The 19,437-nt window shown below is 59.4% G+C and carries 16 protein-coding genes; 7 read left to right on the plus strand and 9 right to left on the minus strand.

Features of this window, described 5'->3' with window-relative positions; genetic code table 11:
- Positions 1-198: 198 nt before the first annotated feature.
- Positions 199-4,827 (minus strand): Ti-type conjugative transfer relaxase TraA, encoded by a 4,629-nt coding sequence (traA, locus tag ASD46_RS09795; RefSeq protein ID WP_060642147.1) that lies wholly within the window; start codon positions 4,825-4,827, stop codon positions 199-201.
- Between the two features lie 222 nt (positions 4,828-5,049).
- Between traA and ASD46_RS09800 the strand changes: the two genes are divergently transcribed.
- From ASD46_RS09800 to ASD46_RS09820, 5 genes are all read left to right on the plus strand, one after another.
- On the plus strand, positions 5,050-5,337 hold the full coding sequence (locus tag ASD46_RS09800; RefSeq protein ID WP_060642148.1) for a TraC family protein: 288 nt from the start codon (positions 5,050-5,052) through the stop codon (positions 5,335-5,337).
- A complete protein-coding gene (locus ASD46_RS09805; protein WP_020811899.1) occupies positions 5,327-5,560 on the plus strand; it encodes a conjugal transfer protein TraD in 234 nt (77 codons plus the stop codon). Before ASD46_RS09800 ends, ASD46_RS09805 begins: the two co-directional genes overlap by 11 nt.
- On the plus strand, positions 5,557-7,476 hold the full coding sequence (gene traG / locus ASD46_RS09810; RefSeq protein ID WP_060642149.1) for a Ti-type conjugative transfer system protein TraG: 1,920 nt from the start codon (positions 5,557-5,559) through the stop codon (positions 7,474-7,476). Before ASD46_RS09805 ends, traG begins: the two co-directional genes overlap by 4 nt.
- 518 nt (positions 7,477-7,994) lie before the next feature.
- On the plus strand, positions 7,995-8,306 hold the full coding sequence (locus ASD46_RS09815; protein ID WP_060642167.1) for a WGR domain-containing protein: 312 nt from the start codon (positions 7,995-7,997) through the stop codon (positions 8,304-8,306).
- A 33-nt stretch (positions 8,307-8,339) separates the two neighbouring features.
- Positions 8,340-8,618: an HU family DNA-binding protein gene (locus ASD46_RS09820; protein WP_003517400.1), complete on the plus strand. Its 279-nt coding sequence runs from the start codon at positions 8,340-8,342 to the stop codon at positions 8,616-8,618.
- Positions 8,619-8,768: 150 nt separating this feature from the next.
- On the opposite strand, the gene ASD46_RS27715 is transcribed toward ASD46_RS09820, so the two are convergent.
- Positions 8,769-8,891 carry a hypothetical protein gene (locus ASD46_RS27715; protein ID WP_013637336.1) on the minus strand — a complete coding sequence of 41 codons (123 nt, stop codon included), beginning with the start codon at positions 8,889-8,891 and terminating at the stop codon, positions 8,769-8,771.
- 193 nt (positions 8,892-9,084) lie between these two features.
- Here ASD46_RS27715 and ASD46_RS09825 point away from each other — a divergent pair, with 193 nt between their 5' ends.
- Positions 9,085-10,029, plus strand: a complete 945-nt coding sequence (locus ASD46_RS09825) for an aromatic alcohol reductase (RefSeq protein ID WP_012478129.1) — start codon at positions 9,085-9,087, stop codon at positions 10,027-10,029.
- Between the two features lie 145 nt (positions 10,030-10,174).
- On the opposite strand, the gene ASD46_RS09830 is transcribed toward ASD46_RS09825, so the two are convergent.
- Complete coding sequence (locus ASD46_RS09830) at positions 10,175-10,600, minus strand: winged helix-turn-helix transcriptional regulator (protein WP_012478128.1); 426 nt, start codon at positions 10,598-10,600, stop codon at positions 10,175-10,177.
- A gap of 86 nt (positions 10,601-10,686) precedes the next feature.
- Here ASD46_RS09830 and ASD46_RS09835 point away from each other — a divergent pair, with 86 nt between their 5' ends.
- Entirely contained in the window at positions 10,687-10,899 is a 213-nt protein-coding gene (locus ASD46_RS09835; RefSeq protein ID WP_025591413.1) for a hypothetical protein, read from the plus strand.
- A gap of 52 nt (positions 10,900-10,951) precedes the next feature.
- On the opposite strand, the gene ASD46_RS27460 is transcribed toward ASD46_RS09835, so the two are convergent.
- The 6 genes from ASD46_RS27460 to ASD46_RS09865 all read right to left on the minus strand — a co-directional run bounded on the left by ASD46_RS27460 (position 10,952) and on the right by ASD46_RS09865 (position 19,112).
- A complete protein-coding gene (locus ASD46_RS27460; protein WP_013637334.1) occupies positions 10,952-11,125 on the minus strand; it encodes a hypothetical protein in 174 nt (57 codons plus the stop codon).
- Positions 11,126-11,373: 248 nt separating this feature from the next.
- On the minus strand, positions 11,374-13,524 hold the full coding sequence (locus tag ASD46_RS09840; protein WP_060642150.1) for a hypothetical protein: 2,151 nt from the start codon (positions 13,522-13,524) through the stop codon (positions 11,374-11,376).
- On the minus strand, positions 13,521-15,323 hold the full coding sequence (locus ASD46_RS09845) for a hypothetical protein (RefSeq protein WP_060642151.1): 1,803 nt from the start codon (positions 15,321-15,323) through the stop codon (positions 13,521-13,523). Before ASD46_RS09845 ends, ASD46_RS09840 begins: the two co-directional genes overlap by 4 nt.
- Positions 15,320-16,729 carry a tyrosine-type recombinase/integrase gene (locus ASD46_RS09850; protein ID WP_013637330.1) on the minus strand — a complete coding sequence of 470 codons (1,410 nt, stop codon included), beginning with the start codon at positions 16,727-16,729 and terminating at the stop codon, positions 15,320-15,322. Before ASD46_RS09850 ends, ASD46_RS09845 begins: the two co-directional genes overlap by 4 nt.
- Before the next feature lie 547 nt (positions 16,730-17,276).
- Positions 17,277-17,588: a DUF736 domain-containing protein gene (locus tag ASD46_RS27335; protein WP_003517402.1), complete on the minus strand. Its 312-nt coding sequence runs from the start codon at positions 17,586-17,588 to the stop codon at positions 17,277-17,279.
- A gap of 591 nt (positions 17,589-18,179) precedes the next feature.
- The gene (locus ASD46_RS09865; RefSeq protein WP_060642153.1) at positions 18,180-19,112 is read right to left on the minus strand and encodes an ArdC family protein; all 933 of its coding nucleotides are present in this window, start codon (positions 19,110-19,112) and stop codon (positions 18,180-18,182) included.
- Positions 19,113-19,437 lie beyond the last annotated feature (325 nt).

Raw genomic sequence — 19,437 nt, forward strand, 5'->3', positions numbered from 1 at the left:
TTGCAGGCGCAGATCGAAGCCTGCGCTGAAGGCGACCCTGCTATTGAGACAGATGAGGCGCGGCTTGTCGAAATTGAACAACGCATCGCGGCTATCCAGAGTACCACCAAGGCATATGACGCACCTGGGCGCCGACCTCAGCGCGGACGATTGCGTCGTAAGAAATCTCCTTCCCAGCCATATTCATCTCCTTTCCATTCATTGGTTAAAGAGGATAACGCCGCGGGCGCGGTCGAGTACACGCCGTTGGCGCTCTGCTACGATGTTCTGGCTTGCCTGCATGCGGACAACCTGCTGCAGCACCTTCAACTGTTCCCGCATTACCTCGAACGCACGGCGCTGAGCAGGCGGCACGCGATTGATAACATCCAGCTCTCCACGCAGGATGGCATTGCGGCCGAAGCGCTCGTCGAGGGCGCGGCTGACGGTTGCAAACTCCTTACTAATCGCGGGATCGAGCGAGCCGGCAGCGACGTCGAGTCTGAAGTTCTTTTTCTTCATCGCCACTGAGAGTTCTCTCAGTGCATCTTCGGCGGACGGCGACAGTCCCGGGATGGCAATGCTCATGCGCTGGCGCTCCTCAGTGATCGCCTCCCTCTCTGCATCAAATGCGGCCCTAAATGAGGTGGCCAATAACCGCACACGGCTTGCCGCCTCCGGGACGGCACGGAAAGCCTCCTTCCGCTCCTGGCCGACAGCGAGCAATTTGTCCATGATACGGCCGGAGCCTCGCAACGCGCCGTAGGCAGCGGGATCATTGCTGATGGCCGCAGCGATCCGCTCACCGGCAAAGCCCTTCAGGATCAGATCTTCAATCTTTCCGACAGCACCTGCCGGATCGCGCCAGATACGCGCTGCCGCGTTCGCAAGGGCGGCGCGATTTTGACTGTAGTGAGGAACAGCTCGCGCCCTCTCCCGCGCCTCGTGGTCGATCGGGGTTTCAAACTCTGTTACAGCTGCAAGCATTGGCAACACCGGCACCGTCTCTTTCCCAGGCAGGACGCTGGCGCCGGTAACGATCCTGGAGCGATCTTTCCTTTCGGCAAGATGCTGTTCTTCGGCAAAGCGGCGTATGGCGGCAAAAAGACGATTGAGCTTTTCGCGCCGGTCGAGGTCAAGGTCGTCCGGCATGCGCTCGATCATGTTGCGCTGGGCAACAGTGTCTGCCTTGTCGGTGAAGGCGGACCAGCCGAAGCGAGCGTTGAGAGCGTCGTTGACCCCCCTCACCTCTTGAACAAAAAGGCGATCCTCCGCCGCGTAGGCGAAGGCCGTCTTGTAGGCATCCTTGCCACCGCGCTCGCGTACGGCTTCGATTTCGGCAAGGCGCGCCATAGCCGGTTTGGAAAGCGCCGGGATCGACAACGACATATGCGCGCGCCGTTGCTCCTCTCGCATGCCGAAGCGTTCGACCTGGCGGCGGAACTCTGTGGCATGGGAACGCGCCAGCGGCAGCAATTCGGACAAGGCCGACACCGCCGCATCGCGCTCGAAGCGGGCCGCGCGGCCATCGACAAGAAGATTCGATCCACGCAGACGGCCGAGACGCTGCGGCGAGGCCTCAAGATCGTCGGCAAGCTCGCGGGGCGCAATCCGCGCGTCGGAGGCAAGCGCGTTCAGTCTTGCAAGCGCACCTTCGGGATCGCGATAGATCTTTTGCAAGACTGGGCGAAGAATGGCGTCGCGTTCCTTCCAGTGATCCGAGCGAAGCTGCGCTCGGCGGGCATCCTCGCCGACACTACGGGAAAACAATGTTTTCGGCGGGATGAGATATTGTCGATCCGTCGGAATTTTTGCCGTCCGGGTTTCGGCTCGTTCCTCACTATAGGAAACACGCTTCTCGCTTTCGATCGCGAAGCCGAGCGCCACGCTCGCCCGCTCCCAAAGCTTCGCCACTTGCTCGCGCTTCTGCGCCAGCCACGCCAGCTGCCGCGCCGCTCCGTCCTCCATCCAGGCTGCGACCCCAGAGAGCGTATCGATACCGCGACGCTGGGCAAAATCGCGGGCGTGCGCCCGGTAGCCGGCCTCGCTCTCGAAATCGAGGGTCGTCGTCTTGGCGCCGGAGCGGCCAAGACGCTCCACCAGTTGCTTGAACAGTTCCGGCCGATGGCTCTCCTCCTCGAGGCGCTGCCGGCGAACCTCTGTCGTTTCAATCCGTTTGGCAGTCCAGACGTTTCGATGGACCGTCCGTTCCTCGAGCCTCTTCTTTCCCGTTTTTTCGTCGATGACGGGCACCATCACCGTCACCCGTTCGACACCGTCCTTGCGCAGCGTCACCGTGTCGCCTTCCGACACGCCGGCCTCCTCCAGGGCGTTCGGAAGGCTTACGCCCCAGAGCCGATGCACGCTTCCGTCGTCCGTTTTCACATCGGCGTAGGGGCTTTTATCGGCATCCTCGTCTTGCGGCCTGAACTTCGCATTGCCGGTTCCGACCAGCTCGCCCGTGACGCCTGCGGCGTGATCAACCAGGGATCTTTTCCCCCATTCCGGCTTCGGCACAAAGTCCTCGCGAGCGGCATAAAGATCGGCCCGGTCGCGATGGCGGGTCATCGACACGTATGTCAGGTGCTGATCCATCATGCTGGTTGCGAGCACGAATGTCCTGTCGACGGTCGCACCTTGGGACTTGTGAATGGTCGCAGCATAACCGTGATCGACATTGCGATAGCTGTCTTCGCTAATGACGACATCCCGGCCATTATCGAGACGGACCGATAGTTGTGGGTCGCCGTGCGTGTCGCCGGTGTAGACGACCGTGCCGAGCATGCCGTTTTTGACATATTGGGGTCCAAGCCTTTGCGCACGCGGCTCGAGGAACCGGGCGTTTTGGAGGAAGATGATCCGGTCGCCGACGGCGAACTCCCGCACGCCTCGTTCCGTTTGAAATTCACGAGAGACGGTCAGGGCGCCTTCATCTTTCATGACGTTGCGCAGCGCTTCATTGAGCCGCCTTACGTCGTCATTGGTATGGGCGAGAACGAGCAGTTCGTCACCACGCATGCGAACCGACTGTTCTTTATCGGCATATTGCTGGATGAGGTCGCGGCGAGCGCTCGTCCAGTCAGCAACGATGCGCTCCACAGCTTCAGCCCGGCTCTCCGCCTCGACAATATGCCCCCGCTGCGCATAAGCATCCAGCCCCTCCTCGACCTTGCCGCGGGCGAAAAGACGGGAGGCCTCTCGCGCCCACTCTTCACGCTGGCGCCGCACACCGGCAAGTTCGGCAGAACCAATCCGTTCGGAAATCGCCCGAAAGGCTGCGCCGGCCTGGATTGGTTGAAGCTGCATTGCATCGCCGACCAGAACCACCTTGGCTCCAGCCTCCTCGGCGCGCTTGAGCACACGCGCCATCTGCTGCGACGAGACCATGCCAGCTTCATCGATGACAAATATGTCCCGCCGGTCGAGGAGATCGCGTCCGTTCTCCCAGGCTAGTTCCCATGAGGCGAGCGTGCGCGATCTGATGCCGGAACTATCCTCAAGCCCTTCGGCCGCCTTGCCAGCAAGCGCCGCCCCGAAGACGCGGTAGTTGCCGCTCTCCCAGGCGATGCGCGCCGCGGCAAGCAGCGTCGATTTTCCCGCACCGGCATGCCCGACCACAGCGGCGATGCCAGTGTCGCCGGCGACATGATGGACAGCCTCCACCTGTTCGCGATCAAGCGTGAACGGATTTTCCGGATTGGCGGTTTCTATGGTTCTGACAGCCGCCGCAATCTTCGCCGCGGCGACGCCGAACCCCTTGCGCCGGGCCAGAACTTCCGCCGACTGCGCCATGTCATATTCGGTGCGCAGGATATCGCGTGTGGTGAAGACCGCAGGTTCGGCCACCTTGCCGGTCTGCAGGTTAGCCTGTTGCGGCTTCAACAGCACGAGGTCATTGGAGGCCATCAGCTTGGCACGTATATTGGCGAAATCAGCGGGATCGTCGACGTAGCGGTGCAGTGCCTTGGCGATGTCACGTTCGTCGAAGGTGGAGCGCTCGTTGCCGAGTTGTTTCAGGAGTAGGTACGGATCGGCCAGCAACCGGTCGGCCATCTCCTGCCGGCGCGCGAGATCGGCCGGCGCGAAATGCATCGCGACACCCTTGCGGGCAAGCGCTGCCTTTTCCGGCCCGAGATGTTTCTGGGCAATCCCGTCGAGCCCCTGTTCGGCATAGGAACGCCCGTCGAGGCGGATCTCATGGCCGGCAAGCGCCAGATGCCGATTGGCCGTATCCGCCCAGGCGATCTTCCATGCCTTCATGGTTTCCTTGTCGCCGGCCCAGAGCCTGTAGACGATCTTGCCCTTCGGTCGGTCCGGCGTGACGACCCGCAACGGCTCGCCGTCGGCGCCAAGCACCGGCACTTTCTTCGGCCCGAAACCCTGTTCCGTCAGAGGTCGAAGCGCAGTCATCAGGTGGATGTGTGGATTGCCTTGCCTGTCATGATAAACCCAGTCGGCGATCATGCCCTTGGACGTCAGGTTGTCCCGGACGAACTCGCGCACAAGGGCGATGTTCTCTGATCGCGTCAACTCTTCCGGAAGCGCGATGATCAACTCGCGGGCAAGCTGCGCGTCGGCACGAGTTTCGAATGCGTCCACTGCATTCCAAAGAGCCTCGCTGGCCGCAACGACGCTCTTCCCATCGATGGCCGCGCGCAGCCAGGCCGGTACCTGGTCCGGCAGCGCCAACTCCTCGTGTTTCAGTTCGGCGCCGCCGCCACGGTAACTGAAGGAGGTTCCGGCCTGTTCGTCCATCATCCGCGCCCGATGACGATAGGCGGCGGCCGAAACGATACTGCGTCCCGCTCCCCTGCTGATCACCTGCGCTCTGACGAACATGATCGCCACTGACGTCTCCAGTCCTTCCAGGCACGTCGCGTCAGCGACGTATATTGCGCCCTCAAATCAATCGGCCTGACAAGACCGATGCTGCTTTTCCGGAAGACGGCCCAGCTGGGATTTCCAATACAGACGTTTGGGGGCTTGTGTACGGTAGTGCTTTTGACTAACATTTTCTAGTCAGTTAAATGACGGAATAGAAATTTCCAAAGAGGTTGAGAGGACTCAGTTATGACTACCAAGTCTGCGCTCATGGATATTGATGCTCAAATCGAGAAGCTTCGCGAACGAAGAAAAACTTTAATAGTAAAATCAGCTGATCGTTTCGCGCGTGCGGCGACGAAGTCGGGATTGGCGGAGATGGAGATCGCTGACGAGGAGGTGGATCGCATCTTCGACGAGATCGCAGCGCGATTTCGCAACGGCGAGAAGAAGCAAGCCGCTGGCTCACCTGCTTCGCCGCGTGGACAGGCAAATGGAGCGACTGGTTCGGAAACGGAGGTTCCTCATGACATCTGACCGAAAGAAGGGAGCGAGAGAAAAGTTCTTGCTCGGTGACATTGTCGTTCGCGCGGGCCTGTCGGACGCCGATCGGGCTTTCCTGCTTGGCGGACTTCTCGAAATGAAGCGGGTCGTGCAGGGGACACCTGAACATCGGCGTCTGTGCGATATCGGAGAGCTGGCCTTCAGGGATGCGGCATCCAACGGCGGGTTAGAACGCTTTTTGAAGGTGGCGGAATGAAGGGAAAGGCCAAACAGCATCCGAGCCTGTTGCTTATCACCATTCCCATCGCCGTCACCGGATTTTCCTTTTACGTCGCCCACTGGCGTTGGCCTGAATTGGCCGCCGGCATCACAGGCAAGACGCAATACTGGTTCCTTCGGGCGTCACCGTTGCCCGTCCTTTTGTTCGGGCCGCTGGCTGGATTGCTGGCAGTTTGGGCGCTGCCCCTCCATCGGCGAAGGCCCGTGGCATTGGCAAGCTTTCTATGCTTTTTCCTGGTGGCCGGCTTTTACGGGATGCGCGAGTTCGGTCGGCTTCAGCCGCTCGTAGAGAGCGGTGTGCTGACCTGGGATCAGGCGCTATCATTCGTCGACATGATTGCGGTCGTTGGCGCAGCGATGGGATTCATGGCGGCCGCGGTCGCGGCGCGCATCTCCAGCGTCGTGCCCGAACAGGTGACGCGCGCCAGGCGCGGAACATTCGGAGATGCAGACTGGCTGCCGATGTCGGCGGCGGCACGGCTGTTTCCCGATGATGGCGAAATCGTCATCGGCGAGCGCTACAGGGTCGACAAGGAACTCGTCCATGAGTTGCCGTTCGATCCGAACGATCCGGCCACCTGGGGACGTGGTGGCAAAGCCCCGCTGCTGACCTACTCCCAGGATTTCGATTCGACTCACATGCTTTTCTTCGCGGGCTCCGGTGGCTTCAAGACCACCAGCAACGTCGTGCCGACGGCGCTCAGATATACGGGTCCCCTCATTTGCCTGGATCCGTCCACCGAGGTGGCCCCGATGGTCGTTGACCACCGAAGAGATAAACTCAACCGAGAGGTTGTTGTGCTCGATCCGGCAAATCCGGTCATGGGATTTAACGTGCTCGACGGAATCGAGCACTCGCTAAAAAAGGAAGAGGACATTGTCGGCATTGCGCACATGTTACTCTCGGAAAGCTTGCGCTTCGAATCGTCGACTGGCTCTTACTTCCAATCGCAGGCGCACAATCTGCTGACTGGTCTTCTAGCGCATGTGATGCTGTCACCGGAATGTGCAGGACGGCGAAACCTGCGCAGCCTGCGCCAGATCGTCTCCGAGCCGGAAACCTCCGTGCTCGCCATGCTGCGCGACGTACAGGAACACTCCACGTCCGCCTTCATCCGCGAAACGCTCGGCGTTTTTGTTAACATGACCGAGCAAACGTTCTCAGGCGTCTATTCGACGGCATCGAAAGATACGCAATGGCTGTCGCTCGATAATTACGCGGCACTGGTTTGCGGCAACACGTTCAAATCGAGCGAGATCGCTGGCGGAAAGAAAGACGTGTTTATCAATATCCCCGCATCGATCCTGCGGTCCTATCCCGGTATCGGTCGGGTGATCATCGGCTCGCTGATCAACGCGATGGTCGAAGCGGATGGTGCGTTCACGAGGCGAGCGTTGTTCATTTTGGACGAAGTCGATCTGCTTGGCTACATGCGCGTGCTTGAAGAGGCTCGCGATCGCGGTCGCAAGTATGGCGTCAGCATGATGCTGATGTACCAGTCCGTCGGGCAACTGGAACGGCACTTCGGAAAGGACGGCGCGGTCTCATGGATCGACGGCTGCGCTTTCGCGAGCTACGCAGCAATCAAGGCACTGGATACCGCCCGCAACGTCTCAGCCCAATGTGGAGAAATGACTGTCGAAGTCAAAGGCAGTTCTCGCAATCTCGGCTGGGGTGCGAAAAACAGCGCATCGCTCAAATCAGAAAACATCAATTTCCAGCGCCGCCCGTTGATAATGCCGCACGAAATCACCCAATCTATGCGCAAGGACGAGCAGATCATTATCGTCCAGGGCCACAGTCCGATCCGCTGCGGGCGGGCGATCTATTTCAGGCGGAAGGACATGGATATGCACGCCAGGCCCAACAGGTTTGCCAAGCTGGGACCTTGACGGCCCAGGCGTTTTCTTGCGGACCGTATTCGGCTTCTATTGGCCATTTCGTTGCCTTCATCAGCGCCAGTGCCGCGTCGATCGCCTTCTAGCGCTTCGATCAGGTCGTTGTGTCTCGTTGAAGGATGAGCATGGACACCGAAGAATTCACGATGTGCTAGCTCAACCCGTCCTAATGCTTCTCCAGTGTAGATGACAGATGCTCCTGTATCGTAGTCGTCGCGGCCGCCGCTTCCTCAAAGGGTGACATTTGATCCTCCTTTTTCGAAAACATGCGATGCCTGAACATGGACCTACTGACGATTGGAAGCGAAGACAGCTCGCCATCTGATTTACCGGCTGTGCTCACCTCGACGATCGCGCCCGGACGTACCGTTCAGACCGGGAAGCTTGAGCGTCAGGATGATCGGACACTGCCGAAACCGCAACAGGCATCCATCACAGAAATGAATCGGAAGCGACCTCTCGATTCGTAAGTCTCGTTGGACCAGATCGCGAGCATCGCCGATCATGCGGGGATGGGAACACACCACTACCAGCTTTATTGCCAGAGGATCGACGCCAACAGGAACATGGCCCGATATTACGCGCTTGCGATCCGGCCAACCCTTTTTGGCGAAATAGCCGTCGTGCGAAGCTGGGGACGGATCGGCAAGGCTGGCGGGGAGATGACCGAGGTGTTCGGCAATGAGAATGATGCGATATCGCGCTTTCTCGAACTGGTACTGCAGAAGCGCAAAAGGGGCTATCAACCGGCAAGAAACTGTGGAAACCCCGGCAGGAGCGCCACTCTAAGGACATCACCGCATGACAACGTAACGATCGCCTGAAAGGGTTTTCCCGTCTTTAACGAGGAAACCGTCATGACCACAACCAATGAAATCGCCGAAAAGATCGCATCCGAACAGAACCTGACCAAAGCCCAGGCGAAATCGATCGTCGAAACCGTCTTCGCGTCGATCACGACGGCAGCCACGTCTGGAGCGGAAACATCTATCCCGGGATTCGGCAAGTTCAAGATCAAGGATACCCCGGAGCGTGAGGCTCGCAATCCGGCAACCGGCGCCACCATCAAGGTTGCCGCTGCGAAGAAGCTTACGTTTCAGCCTGCCAAAGCACTGAAAGATGTGCTGAACAAGTAAGCCGCACCGCGGTAAGCGGGGTCATCAGGGGGGGAGCCGCCAAAGGCAGACGGCGCAGCGTCATCGGCGCTGCTTGCCATCACGCTTAAGCTGATCTCGATCTCGATGGCAATCGGACGGTGGTGGCAGCATTGCGGGTGTATGCCACCCTCAGAAGGGCGGCACGGCGTCAACGGAACCGTCCTGCTCGGCCATGATAACGGCCAGTTCGGCCAGAGCCAGTTCCAGCTCCGCGGCAATCTGGCGACGCTCGTCTGGGTGGCAATGGTTCATCTCGGCACGTTATCCTGACAGTCAAGGATCAAGGTCGCTTCTGGCCCCCTAAGCAGACGGATATCTGCGTAAGAGTAATACAACGGGATTATCGTCTTTATATTTTGTAGCAGTATCATCCGTGTACCTTCTTCTCTTCGTGGTCCCGCCTTGCCAAATAGCGGTGACATAGAGTTTTGAAGGATTGAAATCGATGAACCAGACAGTTTCCAACGTGAAGTCACGAAATATTCTCGTGCTCGGGGCCGGGGAACTCGGCATGCCCGTCCTCCGCAATCTGGCCCGTCGCGCCAGGGGCATTGATGACGCAAAGGTAAGCGTTTTGCTTCGCGCCAGTACCATAAAATCAGACTCATCGATTAAGCAGCGCGACGTCGCCGAAATCCGCGACTTGCATATCGAGATCGTCGCAGGCGATTTGGTAAATAGCTCAGTCGATGAACTCGCATCTCTGTTTTCACACTACGATACCGTGATTGGCTGCGCTGGCTATGCTGCTGGGATTCATACACCGATGAAGCTGGCCAAGGCGGCGGTGCAGTCCGGTATACCCCGCTATTTTCCTTGGCAGTTTGGTGTCGATTTCGAGGCGATTGGTCGAGGCGGTCCGCAGGACATCTTTGACGCTCAACTCGATGTTCGCGAACTCCTGCGTTCTCAGAGCAAAACCGAGTGGGTCATCATTTCCACCGGGATGTTCATGAGCTATCTTTTTGAACCAGAGTTCGGTGTCGTTGATTTGGAAAAGAGCGCCGTCAGAGCCCTCGGGAGCTACGATACGGCCGTTACGCTGACGACGCCTGACGACATCGGTGTCCTCACTGCTGAGATCGTCTTCTACGAGCCGACCATCAGCAACGAGATCGTCTTCCTGGCGGGCGACACCGTCACCTATGGCGAGCTTGCGGACAAGCTTGAGGCGAGTTTGAACCGGCCCTTCAACCGCTCCGAATGGACTGTTCCCGTCCTTATGGAAGAACTGGCAAATGACCCCCAAAACATGATGCGCAAGTACCGCGCAGCCTTTGGTATTGGGCGAGGAATGGCATGGGACAAGGCAGGCACGTTCAACGCACGCGAAGGCATCAAGGTGACGGATGTGTCCGATTGGATCAACGCGAACCTGATTGGCAAGTAATATGGCCTTTAAGGTGCAAACGACAAAAGATAATAAATGGGGAGTGCGGTATAGCCGCACTCCCAATAAGAGTTGATCCGCAGCAATATCATTACGCGGTCGAACACCGTGGCGACATCAGCGGAGCGGCGGCATGTTTCGATTGTTAAAACGTCTGCCAGGACGGCTTTTCTGGCGGACGGACATCAAAATCCTCGCGCGACTTTCGAAACTGCTCGGAATTCTCCACGACCCACGTCCACAACGGGATCATACGAATGAGAAGACCCATTCCGAGCTCTGTGAGTTCGTATTCCACCCGAGGCGGCACCTCAACGAGATCGTGACGCGTGACGAGGCCATCTCTTTCGAGTTGGCGTAGCGTGCGAGTGAGCATCCTCTGCGTGACGCCGTGCATCCGTCTACCGATATCCGCGTGACGAAGCCTGCCATAGACGCCGAGAGTATGTATGACCCCGAGCGACCATCTGTTCCCCGCGTGGGTGAGAACCTCACGTCTAACACCGTCTTCATCCTCGCGAAGGCCGTCACAAACTGCTTGAGAATAGGAAAGCATCTCTTCTCTGGTCATTACTCTTGCCTCCGGTATACCTGTCCTTTCGTCTTACCAGCCTTCAGAAGGCATTTCACCTGTCTCTCCTGCGTGTTGGAACGTGCATGGAGTTCGGCAGGCTTCAGGGCAAGGTCATGGCCGCGAGGCTGATCGTCTCTGCGACCGCACCGTTCGCTTTGGCGTTTGCCATGGCCAATATCGGCGCGACCTGGTCGCTCGCGATCACGACCGCGCTCGGCGCACTCGCAGTTCTGGCGTTCCTTGGGATCGGTCGGCTGATGCATCACCGACGAGCTGACACCTTGGTTGAGGTGTAGCCCGAGGGGTTTGAAAATTGGGAGGGGGCACCCCTCCCAGATCATCGCGACCTCATTCGAGGTCAGCGAGATAGAGTGCGATGTCGCTTGCGAACTGCTCGTTCTCGGCCTGTGCCTTGGCGACAAGAGTGGCAAGCTCGGCCTCAGCCATAGCGCGCTCGGTCTTCGTGAAATAGCAGCTCCGAAGCTCCGCGCGCAGTTCGTTGATTTGATCGAGAGTAGTCATGTTGATCGTCTCCTTTTTGATGACGTCAACGGGGCGACGTGCGCACGAAGCCCGGGTCAAGGAGCGCGAAGCGACCGCCAGCGGCGGCGAGTGGGGTGCCGGTTTTGTCGGAGCGCAGGAAACGGAGTGGAGGCAAAATCGGGGGCCCACGCTCGTCCTTGAGGCGGGCTGAGTAGCCGTAAAGTAGGACGGCAGAAAGAAGAGAACCCGCGCCCCCGATCAGGGGTCGCGACCGTATTCCTAATGAACTATCCTCTTGTGACGTCGATATCGGAGAGAACCTTCTCGATCCTCTGAAGATCTTGCTCGACAGCCAGGCGCTGAAGTTCGGACAATCGCTTCTCCTTCAGCACGCTCCTGGCGTTCTCCGCCGCGCCCGCCCATGCGGGGCGGTGGCGTACTGTTATACAGGCGTTAGGGCATCTCGACGGTTCGCACAGCGAGATCATCGGTGAAGCCTGGTCGCCAGCGGCATGGCGAAGACAGACGGCGGTAGCAGGATCAAAAAAGCAATCAGCCAACACGCCGACATGGAGGGTGCATGCCGTGTCGGCCAACATGACGCGGAGGCGACCACGATCAGCGATCATGCCGGGAAGCGGTTTTAACTGGGACGCCGCGCCGTCGAGCGACTTGGCGATGCGTACTGCAGCTGGACCGGAAAGTCCCGAACCCAGCTGCCTGTCATCGAAATAGATGAGAATGTCGTCCATCTGTCCGAGACGCCGTTCAGTCTCGACCTCTGCGAGAAACCCCGACCTGCTGGAGCCCGCATAGCCTTCAAACGTCGCGACTGAGACGTGCTTGTACTGGATCATTCCTGCGATCGTTCCGAAGGGCCTGTTGGCAATGTGCCAGGCAATTGTTCGACGAAACTGACGTGTTGTGAGTTGCCACGGTCGGCCATCGGGGCCCGGCGGTATGATCGGCTCGGCCTCAGTTCCAAATCGCTCGTTCAGATAATCGCGAAACTGATTCAGTCTGGTGACAATGTCCGTTGCAAGTGCCTGCTTTCGAGCGTGGGCGAGGGACAGGACTGGCCAAAGCGTCGCCGTGCCTCGCTGTTGCACAGAGCGGACGTTAAGGTGTTCGAGGACTGAAATTGCCGTCGCCACGGGCGTGATGGTGATCCATTCAGCCTCTTCGCCTCGGACTTCCTTTCCCTTGTAAGCGACCGACTTCACGCGGTGCCTGTCGATCAGCCCGTCCTCGCTACGACGGACCGACAAGCAGCCGGGACGCATCGCCTGCACTTCACTGTCGCGCATGCCGGTCAGATAGGCGCAGACGACATAGCAGGCGGCCTGCAGCATTCGCTCTTCTATCGCCAACGCCCGCGCGTCAAAGCGAGGCCGCCAGGGACGACCGGTATCAGGATCGATCGAAATCTCGGTGTCCATTCCACCGAGCTCGGTCCCTAGTTCGCCGACCGCAGCTTCTACGATGCGCCTCATCTCGTCATTGGGTTGACCGCCAGCAGATCGTTGAAGATTGGCGTCGGCGCCGACATGCAGGTAGATCAATTGCCAGTTTAAAGGCGGTTCGAATCCCGAGAATGATCCTGGCGCGCCGATCCGGGCAGGCCAGATTGGAATGCCGCGCCCCTGCCGACGACGTTCATCGAGATATGCATGCAAGCGAGCCTGACGGCGCGTCCGTCGTTGGTTGCGAGGGGCGAGCGCATCTTCAGCAGTCAGCGCCTTGTGCTGCTGTTCGAGTGCCAGTAGTTCCTTGCGTGCAGCGAAAATATCGGGCGCGAACACGGTCACATATTTGAGCGACCATGCGAGCAGCGGTTTGATGATCGCTTCCGGGATCCGTGGCGTACGGTTCTCCTCCGCCCTGAATTTATATCCGGCGACCTCGGCGGGCTTGCGACCATCCCATGGCTCAAAGGAGAGCTTCGCCACGGTCAACTGATTCCGGAAGATATACAGGTCGAAGACAATGCCCAATAATTGCATGACAATGACCGGCCGTCGTCCTCGACGAAGAAACCTGGCGAAATCGTCAAGCAGGGCCTGGTCGACGCGGCAGAGGTCGAAGACGCCGTAGGCCGCCTTGACAAAATTGAAGAAGCTGCGCGCGGAACGAAAAAGACGGCGGACATTTACCGGTGTCGCTCGCAACTTGCATCCCGGCAGATCGGTGTTCAGGCGGACATACAGGTAATCTCGAAGAGCCTCGGCGATCTTCGGATCGTCGACAACACTAAAATCCACCGTGGCGTCGGAGCTGCGGACGTTCTCTCGAAAAACCGCAGGGTTCAAATCCCATCTGTCGTCGCCATAGCGCGACAGGCTCGACCGCTCGAAACCGGGGCGCAGAGCTGCGGTGGCCAGCACGGGACGGCTGTCGAAATCAGTAGTGACGATGGGAAGGTTGGCGATGGCCTTCACTGTAACGCCTCCGGTGGCATGTAGTTGAATACCGGTTCGCTGGCGAGCACACGACGTGCCTCCTCGACGGTCGCCGGACCGAACGCTGGCAGGATCTGCATGGTGATGCGAGCGTGCGCGGTTGCGAACTTCGCCGCCCAATGGCTGGCGGAAAGCGAGAGCCTCTGGTCCTCAATGAAAGCAAGAAACGACAGGACGGCGGGAAGCTTGCGGGCGGTGATGACAGCGTTCGGACATTCGAGACAACCCCAAAAGGGTTGTGAGCAAGGCGAGCCGGGATCGGCATAGGGGCCGGAAAAGAAACCGCCACAGCTTGCCAGCCAGATATCCTGCTTTCCATCGAGAAGTGAGATCGGATCGCATCCCGCTGGAGCCGCCTCTGAAGCGAGCACCGGATCGTCCCGCCAGGTCTCCTCCTGTTCTGGCGTCAAAACGGTGGACGACAGAGCCGACGTGACTGCCTCGGTGAAAGCATCAGCGATCGTGCTTTCGTGCAGCGGGAGGAGTGCTGGAACATTGGCATAGTGCCGTGCGGCCACCTCTTTGGTATGACCGACGGCAAAACGCGTCATGTGTCCCTCGGTCTTTAGATACCAAAGCGCCTTGTGGGTCTTCCGAAGTCGCGAAAGCGTTAGATGGAACGGCCGCCCGTCATCATTGCGAATGTTGTGCTGTGTCGTCCATGCGTCGATGCGCTGCTGGGGATGATTGACCCCCGACTTTAGCCCGCCGAGCCCATAGTACAGCCAAAGGCAGTCGGTCGAGCGGTGTTTACGGGCGGTGGCGGTCCAGGCGATCACGTGGCGGATAAGTCCTCCCGGCGTTCGCGGACCGCCGTCGCGCACACGAAGTGTCTTATGCTCAGCGCCACGAGCCCGCCGTTTGACATAAGCAATCTCGACCGTGCCGTTTGCAGGGTTCCTGAGGCAATCAACCCTCAAGCTCTTGCAGCACTCGGGCTCCAGGCCGGTCTCAAGCGCCAGAAACACCATGAGCGGGATGACGTCGTGAAACGTCAAATAGTGCCGTTCGTGAAGCTGATGGCAGAGCCTTTCCGATGAGAGGCCATGCACCCTTCGGGCATCATTGAGAACGTGGTATTTTGGATCTGTGTGGCGGACAATACCCTTGGCTTCGATGTGCGCATGGATCTCTTTCTCCATAGCCAGCAGTCCGCTGTGCGAGTTCATTGGCTTAGGATCGCGAAGGCGTTGCACGATCCCCATGATATCCGCCCGGGCAGCATCGCGAAGCTGCCGTGCAATGTAAGGGCTGTATGCATCGCGTGGACGCGATGGTGGTATCGGTCTCAGCGTCACATAGGCCAGCCGATCGCAAAGCTGCTCGGAAAATGTAACAGCCCCTTCGGATGCCACCTCTCGCAGCGCAACAATGATCTTCGTCAAAATAAACAGCAGGTGGATGGTCGACTTTCCTTTTGCCGCCAACCAGGCCTCGAAGCCATCGACATGACCCGCCTGAAGGAGTTCGGGAGCGTCAGGCACATCCTCTGTCTCGGCCATGTACGCGAAAAACAGCGGCAGGGTCCGGACGTAGACGACCACAGTCGATCTGACGGAAAGGGGTCCACCAAGACCAGCAAGTCGACGTAGCGCACGCCCGAATGCAAGGGCCAGCCAGCGCGGCTTCAGATGAGCGTAGTCAAGCGAAACCTCTCCACCATCCTGCGTCTGGATATCAAATCGTAGACCTGACACCACGTCTGCCGATACCTGTAGTGGGACGACGAACTCGCGGCCGAATGTGACAGGCCGGCCCCTGCGGGGTCGATTGTTCATAAGCGACCTCCGCCTGGCAGCAGCGCGAGTAGTTCGGCGACGGCTGTGTCGACTGTATCTGCGCGCGTGGCGATATGATCCAGATATATAGAAGTGGTCTCGAGACTTGCATGGCCCAGAAGCCGCTGCACCTGTTGCAGAGGATCTCCGAGGATCCTGCGATAGCCTTCCGCCGGTCCGGCCGAACTCTCCAAGGATCGGCGTCCGAGTTGGCGCTGGATCAGCATTGCGAGCATATGGACCGCGAAGGTATGCCGGAGCTGGTGTGGGCTAATGTCGATCGGAAATCCATTCGCCTGGCAGCGCTGGCAGGCCCGGGCGAATGCGACTTCCCAGGAATTTGGGCGCACCGGCTGACCGACCTCCGTCAACCACAAAACCGCTGGTTCGATTGGCGTGTTATCCGCCTCACAGATGACCAAACGGCCCCGTTCCTCCGGCGAGAAGACTTCCAGCGGAACTGCTCGCCCGTCAAGGAGCGAAAGATTGCCTGACCCGGCGCTCGGCCGCCGCACCAGGATTGGACGTTCCACGAGATCCCAACCTTGGCGAGCTTTGAATTTTGTGACTGCGTGGGCGCGTTCAACACGAACGTAGGTCCGGAGCCGGTGAATCAAATCATCGGGAATAAGGATTGCTCGTCCGCGTTCGCCCTTGGTGAGACCTGCCGGCAGATTGAGCCATGTCTGACCACGAGACGCGTTCGCCGCGGGCAAAGCGTCCAGCTCGAATGCCAGAAGAAACGACGCCTCTTCGAGCCTCAAGCCTGTTACCACCAGCAACTCCGCAAATAACACGTTGCGAAGTCCATTCCTGTCGCGCGCTCCCGGCCGCTCGGCTCCGTCGGCAGTAAGGCCGCGTAGCCCTACATCCCGAAACTGCCGAAAGGCCTCAAGCGTGACAAAGCGAATGGTGTTTTGATTGGCACGTCCTTCGAATGCACCATTCCGCGTGACTAACCTACCCTGACCCCGCGTCCGATTGCGTCGCCAGATCTCCCGATGCGAAAAAGGGCTCGAAGGTAGAAGTCCCTCGCGCACTCCCCACTCATAGAGCTTGTCGATTGCAGCGATGGATCTGTTCCACGACGACGCCGAGATCCGACTTCCCGGCTCGCCCCTTCTACGAATGCGGTGGAAGACTACGACATCAGCGCGGGCAGCTCCCCACACGGTCTTGTCGCAAACTTCCGTGAGGAAGCGCAACCAAACCATGATGTCGTAGCCGTAGGCGCGAAGAGAGTGACGGGAGCGGACCCCGTTGAGCGGCAGGTCGAGAAAGAAGCGATCAACGTCGGCGTCGTACAGTTCACCGTCGTATAAAATACGCGGCACATAGGCATCGAGGCCATCGGCGGCCCGCCGTTCTTCGAGCGTGACCTTTGATGAAGTGTCAAAAATATGCATAGTTTGTCCAACCCTCCCCCAGACCCCCACCCGGGAGCCCGCGTCTAAGGGAGGTGCTAGAGCCGCCGGCACTCTCCAGGCCGGCCTCCGCCAGCTATTTGGGAGCGCTGCGACCGGCCTGGAAAGCGCCTTCCCTCAGCATACGCATCGACGTAGCCAAGTCGCTAGAGTCGGTGCAGACTGTCAAGATAAGGCGCGCAGTTCTTCGACATGTTGTTCCAGTAGCATCGTCATCTCCTTGACGTTTGAGAAAGATGACGCCGCGGGGCGTGAGGAAATGACGGGGTCAGGGATCGCGTCGGCGACCGCCAGAGGCGGCGAGTGGGGTGCCGGTTTTGTTGAAGCGCAGGGAACCGGAGCGGAAGCAAAATCGGGGGGCCACGCGAAGTCCTTGAGGCCGGCATTTGCTCGCGGCACGATTGGTCACTCTGAGCAGGCCCCGCCTCTCCGTATCGCGACCAGAAGAAGAAGCGGGCTAGATGCCCGGTTCCTTCTTGGTTTGAACAAGGGAAAAGCCCCGCCGTTTCCGGCAGGGCTTCGTCTTTGATCAGGCGTCGCGCTTCGGGCGGTTCCAGACCAACGTATAGTCGCCTTCCCTCTCGGTCGGCCAAAGTGCCGCATTGATCGGGGCCGGGAAGCTCGGATCGTCGAGCTTGACCGAGATGTAGGGCTCTCCGTCGCCGGAAACCTGGCTCCAGGCGGCGCCGACTTCGGCCGCTCCGGACATGATCCGGAAGTCGGGAGCGTCGCGGGATGTGCGTTCGATCGGGTTCAGACGGGCCTTCATGGAGACCGTCAGAGTGCGTACGTGGCCGAGGATGGTGTTGCCGTTGGTGGTGAATTCGCCGATGATTGCCATTGTCGTGATCCTTTCGGTTTGATCGGGCCGCGACCATCGCGTCCTCGATGACTGTCGATCTGATCGGGGACGATCGGACCGCATCCTTAAGGGACCGGAATGCAATGGAGGGCGGCGGGAGACGGCTTTCTTGGACCGCGAGGAATGCGAACGCAGGTCGCAGGGGAAGAAAGGGGGCGATGCCGTTGCGGGAGAACGATCGAGGCGCAGCCGCTCTTCGATCAGACATGTCAAATCGAGGCCGCGTTGGCCACGCCCACTTCCTATGCCCGAATGGATGGCAGCAATGGCCACATCGATCGTTTGGGAATTTGCCGTGCCAATGCGACAAGTCCGGGGAGCGTCGCCGAACTTTCCGTGTCGATGGCGGCTCCGGTTTTCAATCGGGCACATGTCGCCCATGCTTGCTCGTATCCGCAAACATGACCTGTTGCTGATGCGCAACGTATGAGGGCTGGTCGCAGCAAAACTGGCTCGCGCCCGCACGGAACAAGATCGCCTTCGCTTTCCTCCCGAACGGTCAATCCGCGCTGCCCGGATTCAGATTTTGGGAGCAGTACCAAAGGACGCTCTAAAAAGAGAGGGGCGCTATTACACTGCCTCCCTCGTCGCGCAGGCATCCGCCCTTGGCTGAAGACCGTGGAGATAATTGACCGCCCGCTGCGCATGCGCGGCCGCCTGGAAAATTGCCCGTTTGTCGTTGGCCAGCACCGAGAGCCATGACTGCAGATAGGACGCGTGATCCGGCCGCGGCTCAAGTTCCGGCGCGATACCGAGGTCAGCGCAGAGGAAGCAACTGCCAAGTTCGGCAATGAGTTCTTCCCGCGCTCGCTCCGTCCAGTCCTTGGCATAGCGCGACAGGTCGCGTCCCACGCGATGTTCTGCCGCCGTCCAGTGGGTCGCCTCATGGCTGAGGACTGCCGCATACCCGGCGGCATCGCGGAAGGCTTCGAACGGTGGCATCTGGATATAGTCCATGGCCGGAGAATAGTATGCCTGTTTGCCGCCGTGCCGAATGACTGCGCCGGTATTGCGGAAGAACTCGTCGGCGTGACCGATGCGCTCGATCGGGCTCAGGAGCGGTTCGGGTACGCCATGATAGTGGTCAGGCAGGCCGTCGATCTGCGCCACGTTGAACACCGTGTACGATTTAAGGAACGGAATATCGCGCTCCACCTCGCCGCCATTGCTGTCGGTCTCCGACTTGGTGAAGCGGCTTGCATAGATGACCGTCGTTCCGGTCTCGCCCTTGCGAACAGCTCCATCCAGCTGCAAGGCCTGTTTGAACGTCATCCATGTCGGCGAGACATAGCCCCTCGCTGTGCTCTCCGACCACAACAGCAGCACGTTGAGACCGCTATAGGCTTCGCCGTTGTGGCGCAGCGGCCGGGTGATCCGTCCGGTCGTGTTTGCGGCCGACCAGGGCTTCATCCACGGACGGACGCCTTTTTCCAGATCCGCAACGATCCTGTCGGTGATCCGCGCATAGAGATCGGCGCGCTCGCCCTGCCCTTTTCTTTTCATATCCTTGAACCTCCGTTTTCGGAGGTCGCGACCATCGCGACCCCGTCACGTCGGTCAAAAGCCGGGGAGATCAGGGATGAGCGCACGCGGAACGCGCCGTAACAACGTGAAGGAGGGCGAAGCCCTTGCGCGAGACCCTCGGCCCGGCAGACCGAAGGCGGGACGGGGTCGCAATGGACAGATTCCCGATCTTCATCCGCAGCCAATGCGAGGGCTTCGCCAGCAGGACCACTTTCTGCCGCACGGCAGCCGATGGAATCTTAGCAACGGCGCGGTTGAGGTTGGGACCTTCTGTCGACGCATTGAAGTCGCGTCCCGTCGTTGA

The organism is Rhizobium sp. Root491 (assembly GCF_001427205.1).
Classification (GTDB): Bacteria; Pseudomonadota; Alphaproteobacteria; order Rhizobiales; family Rhizobiaceae; genus Agrobacterium; species Agrobacterium tumefaciens.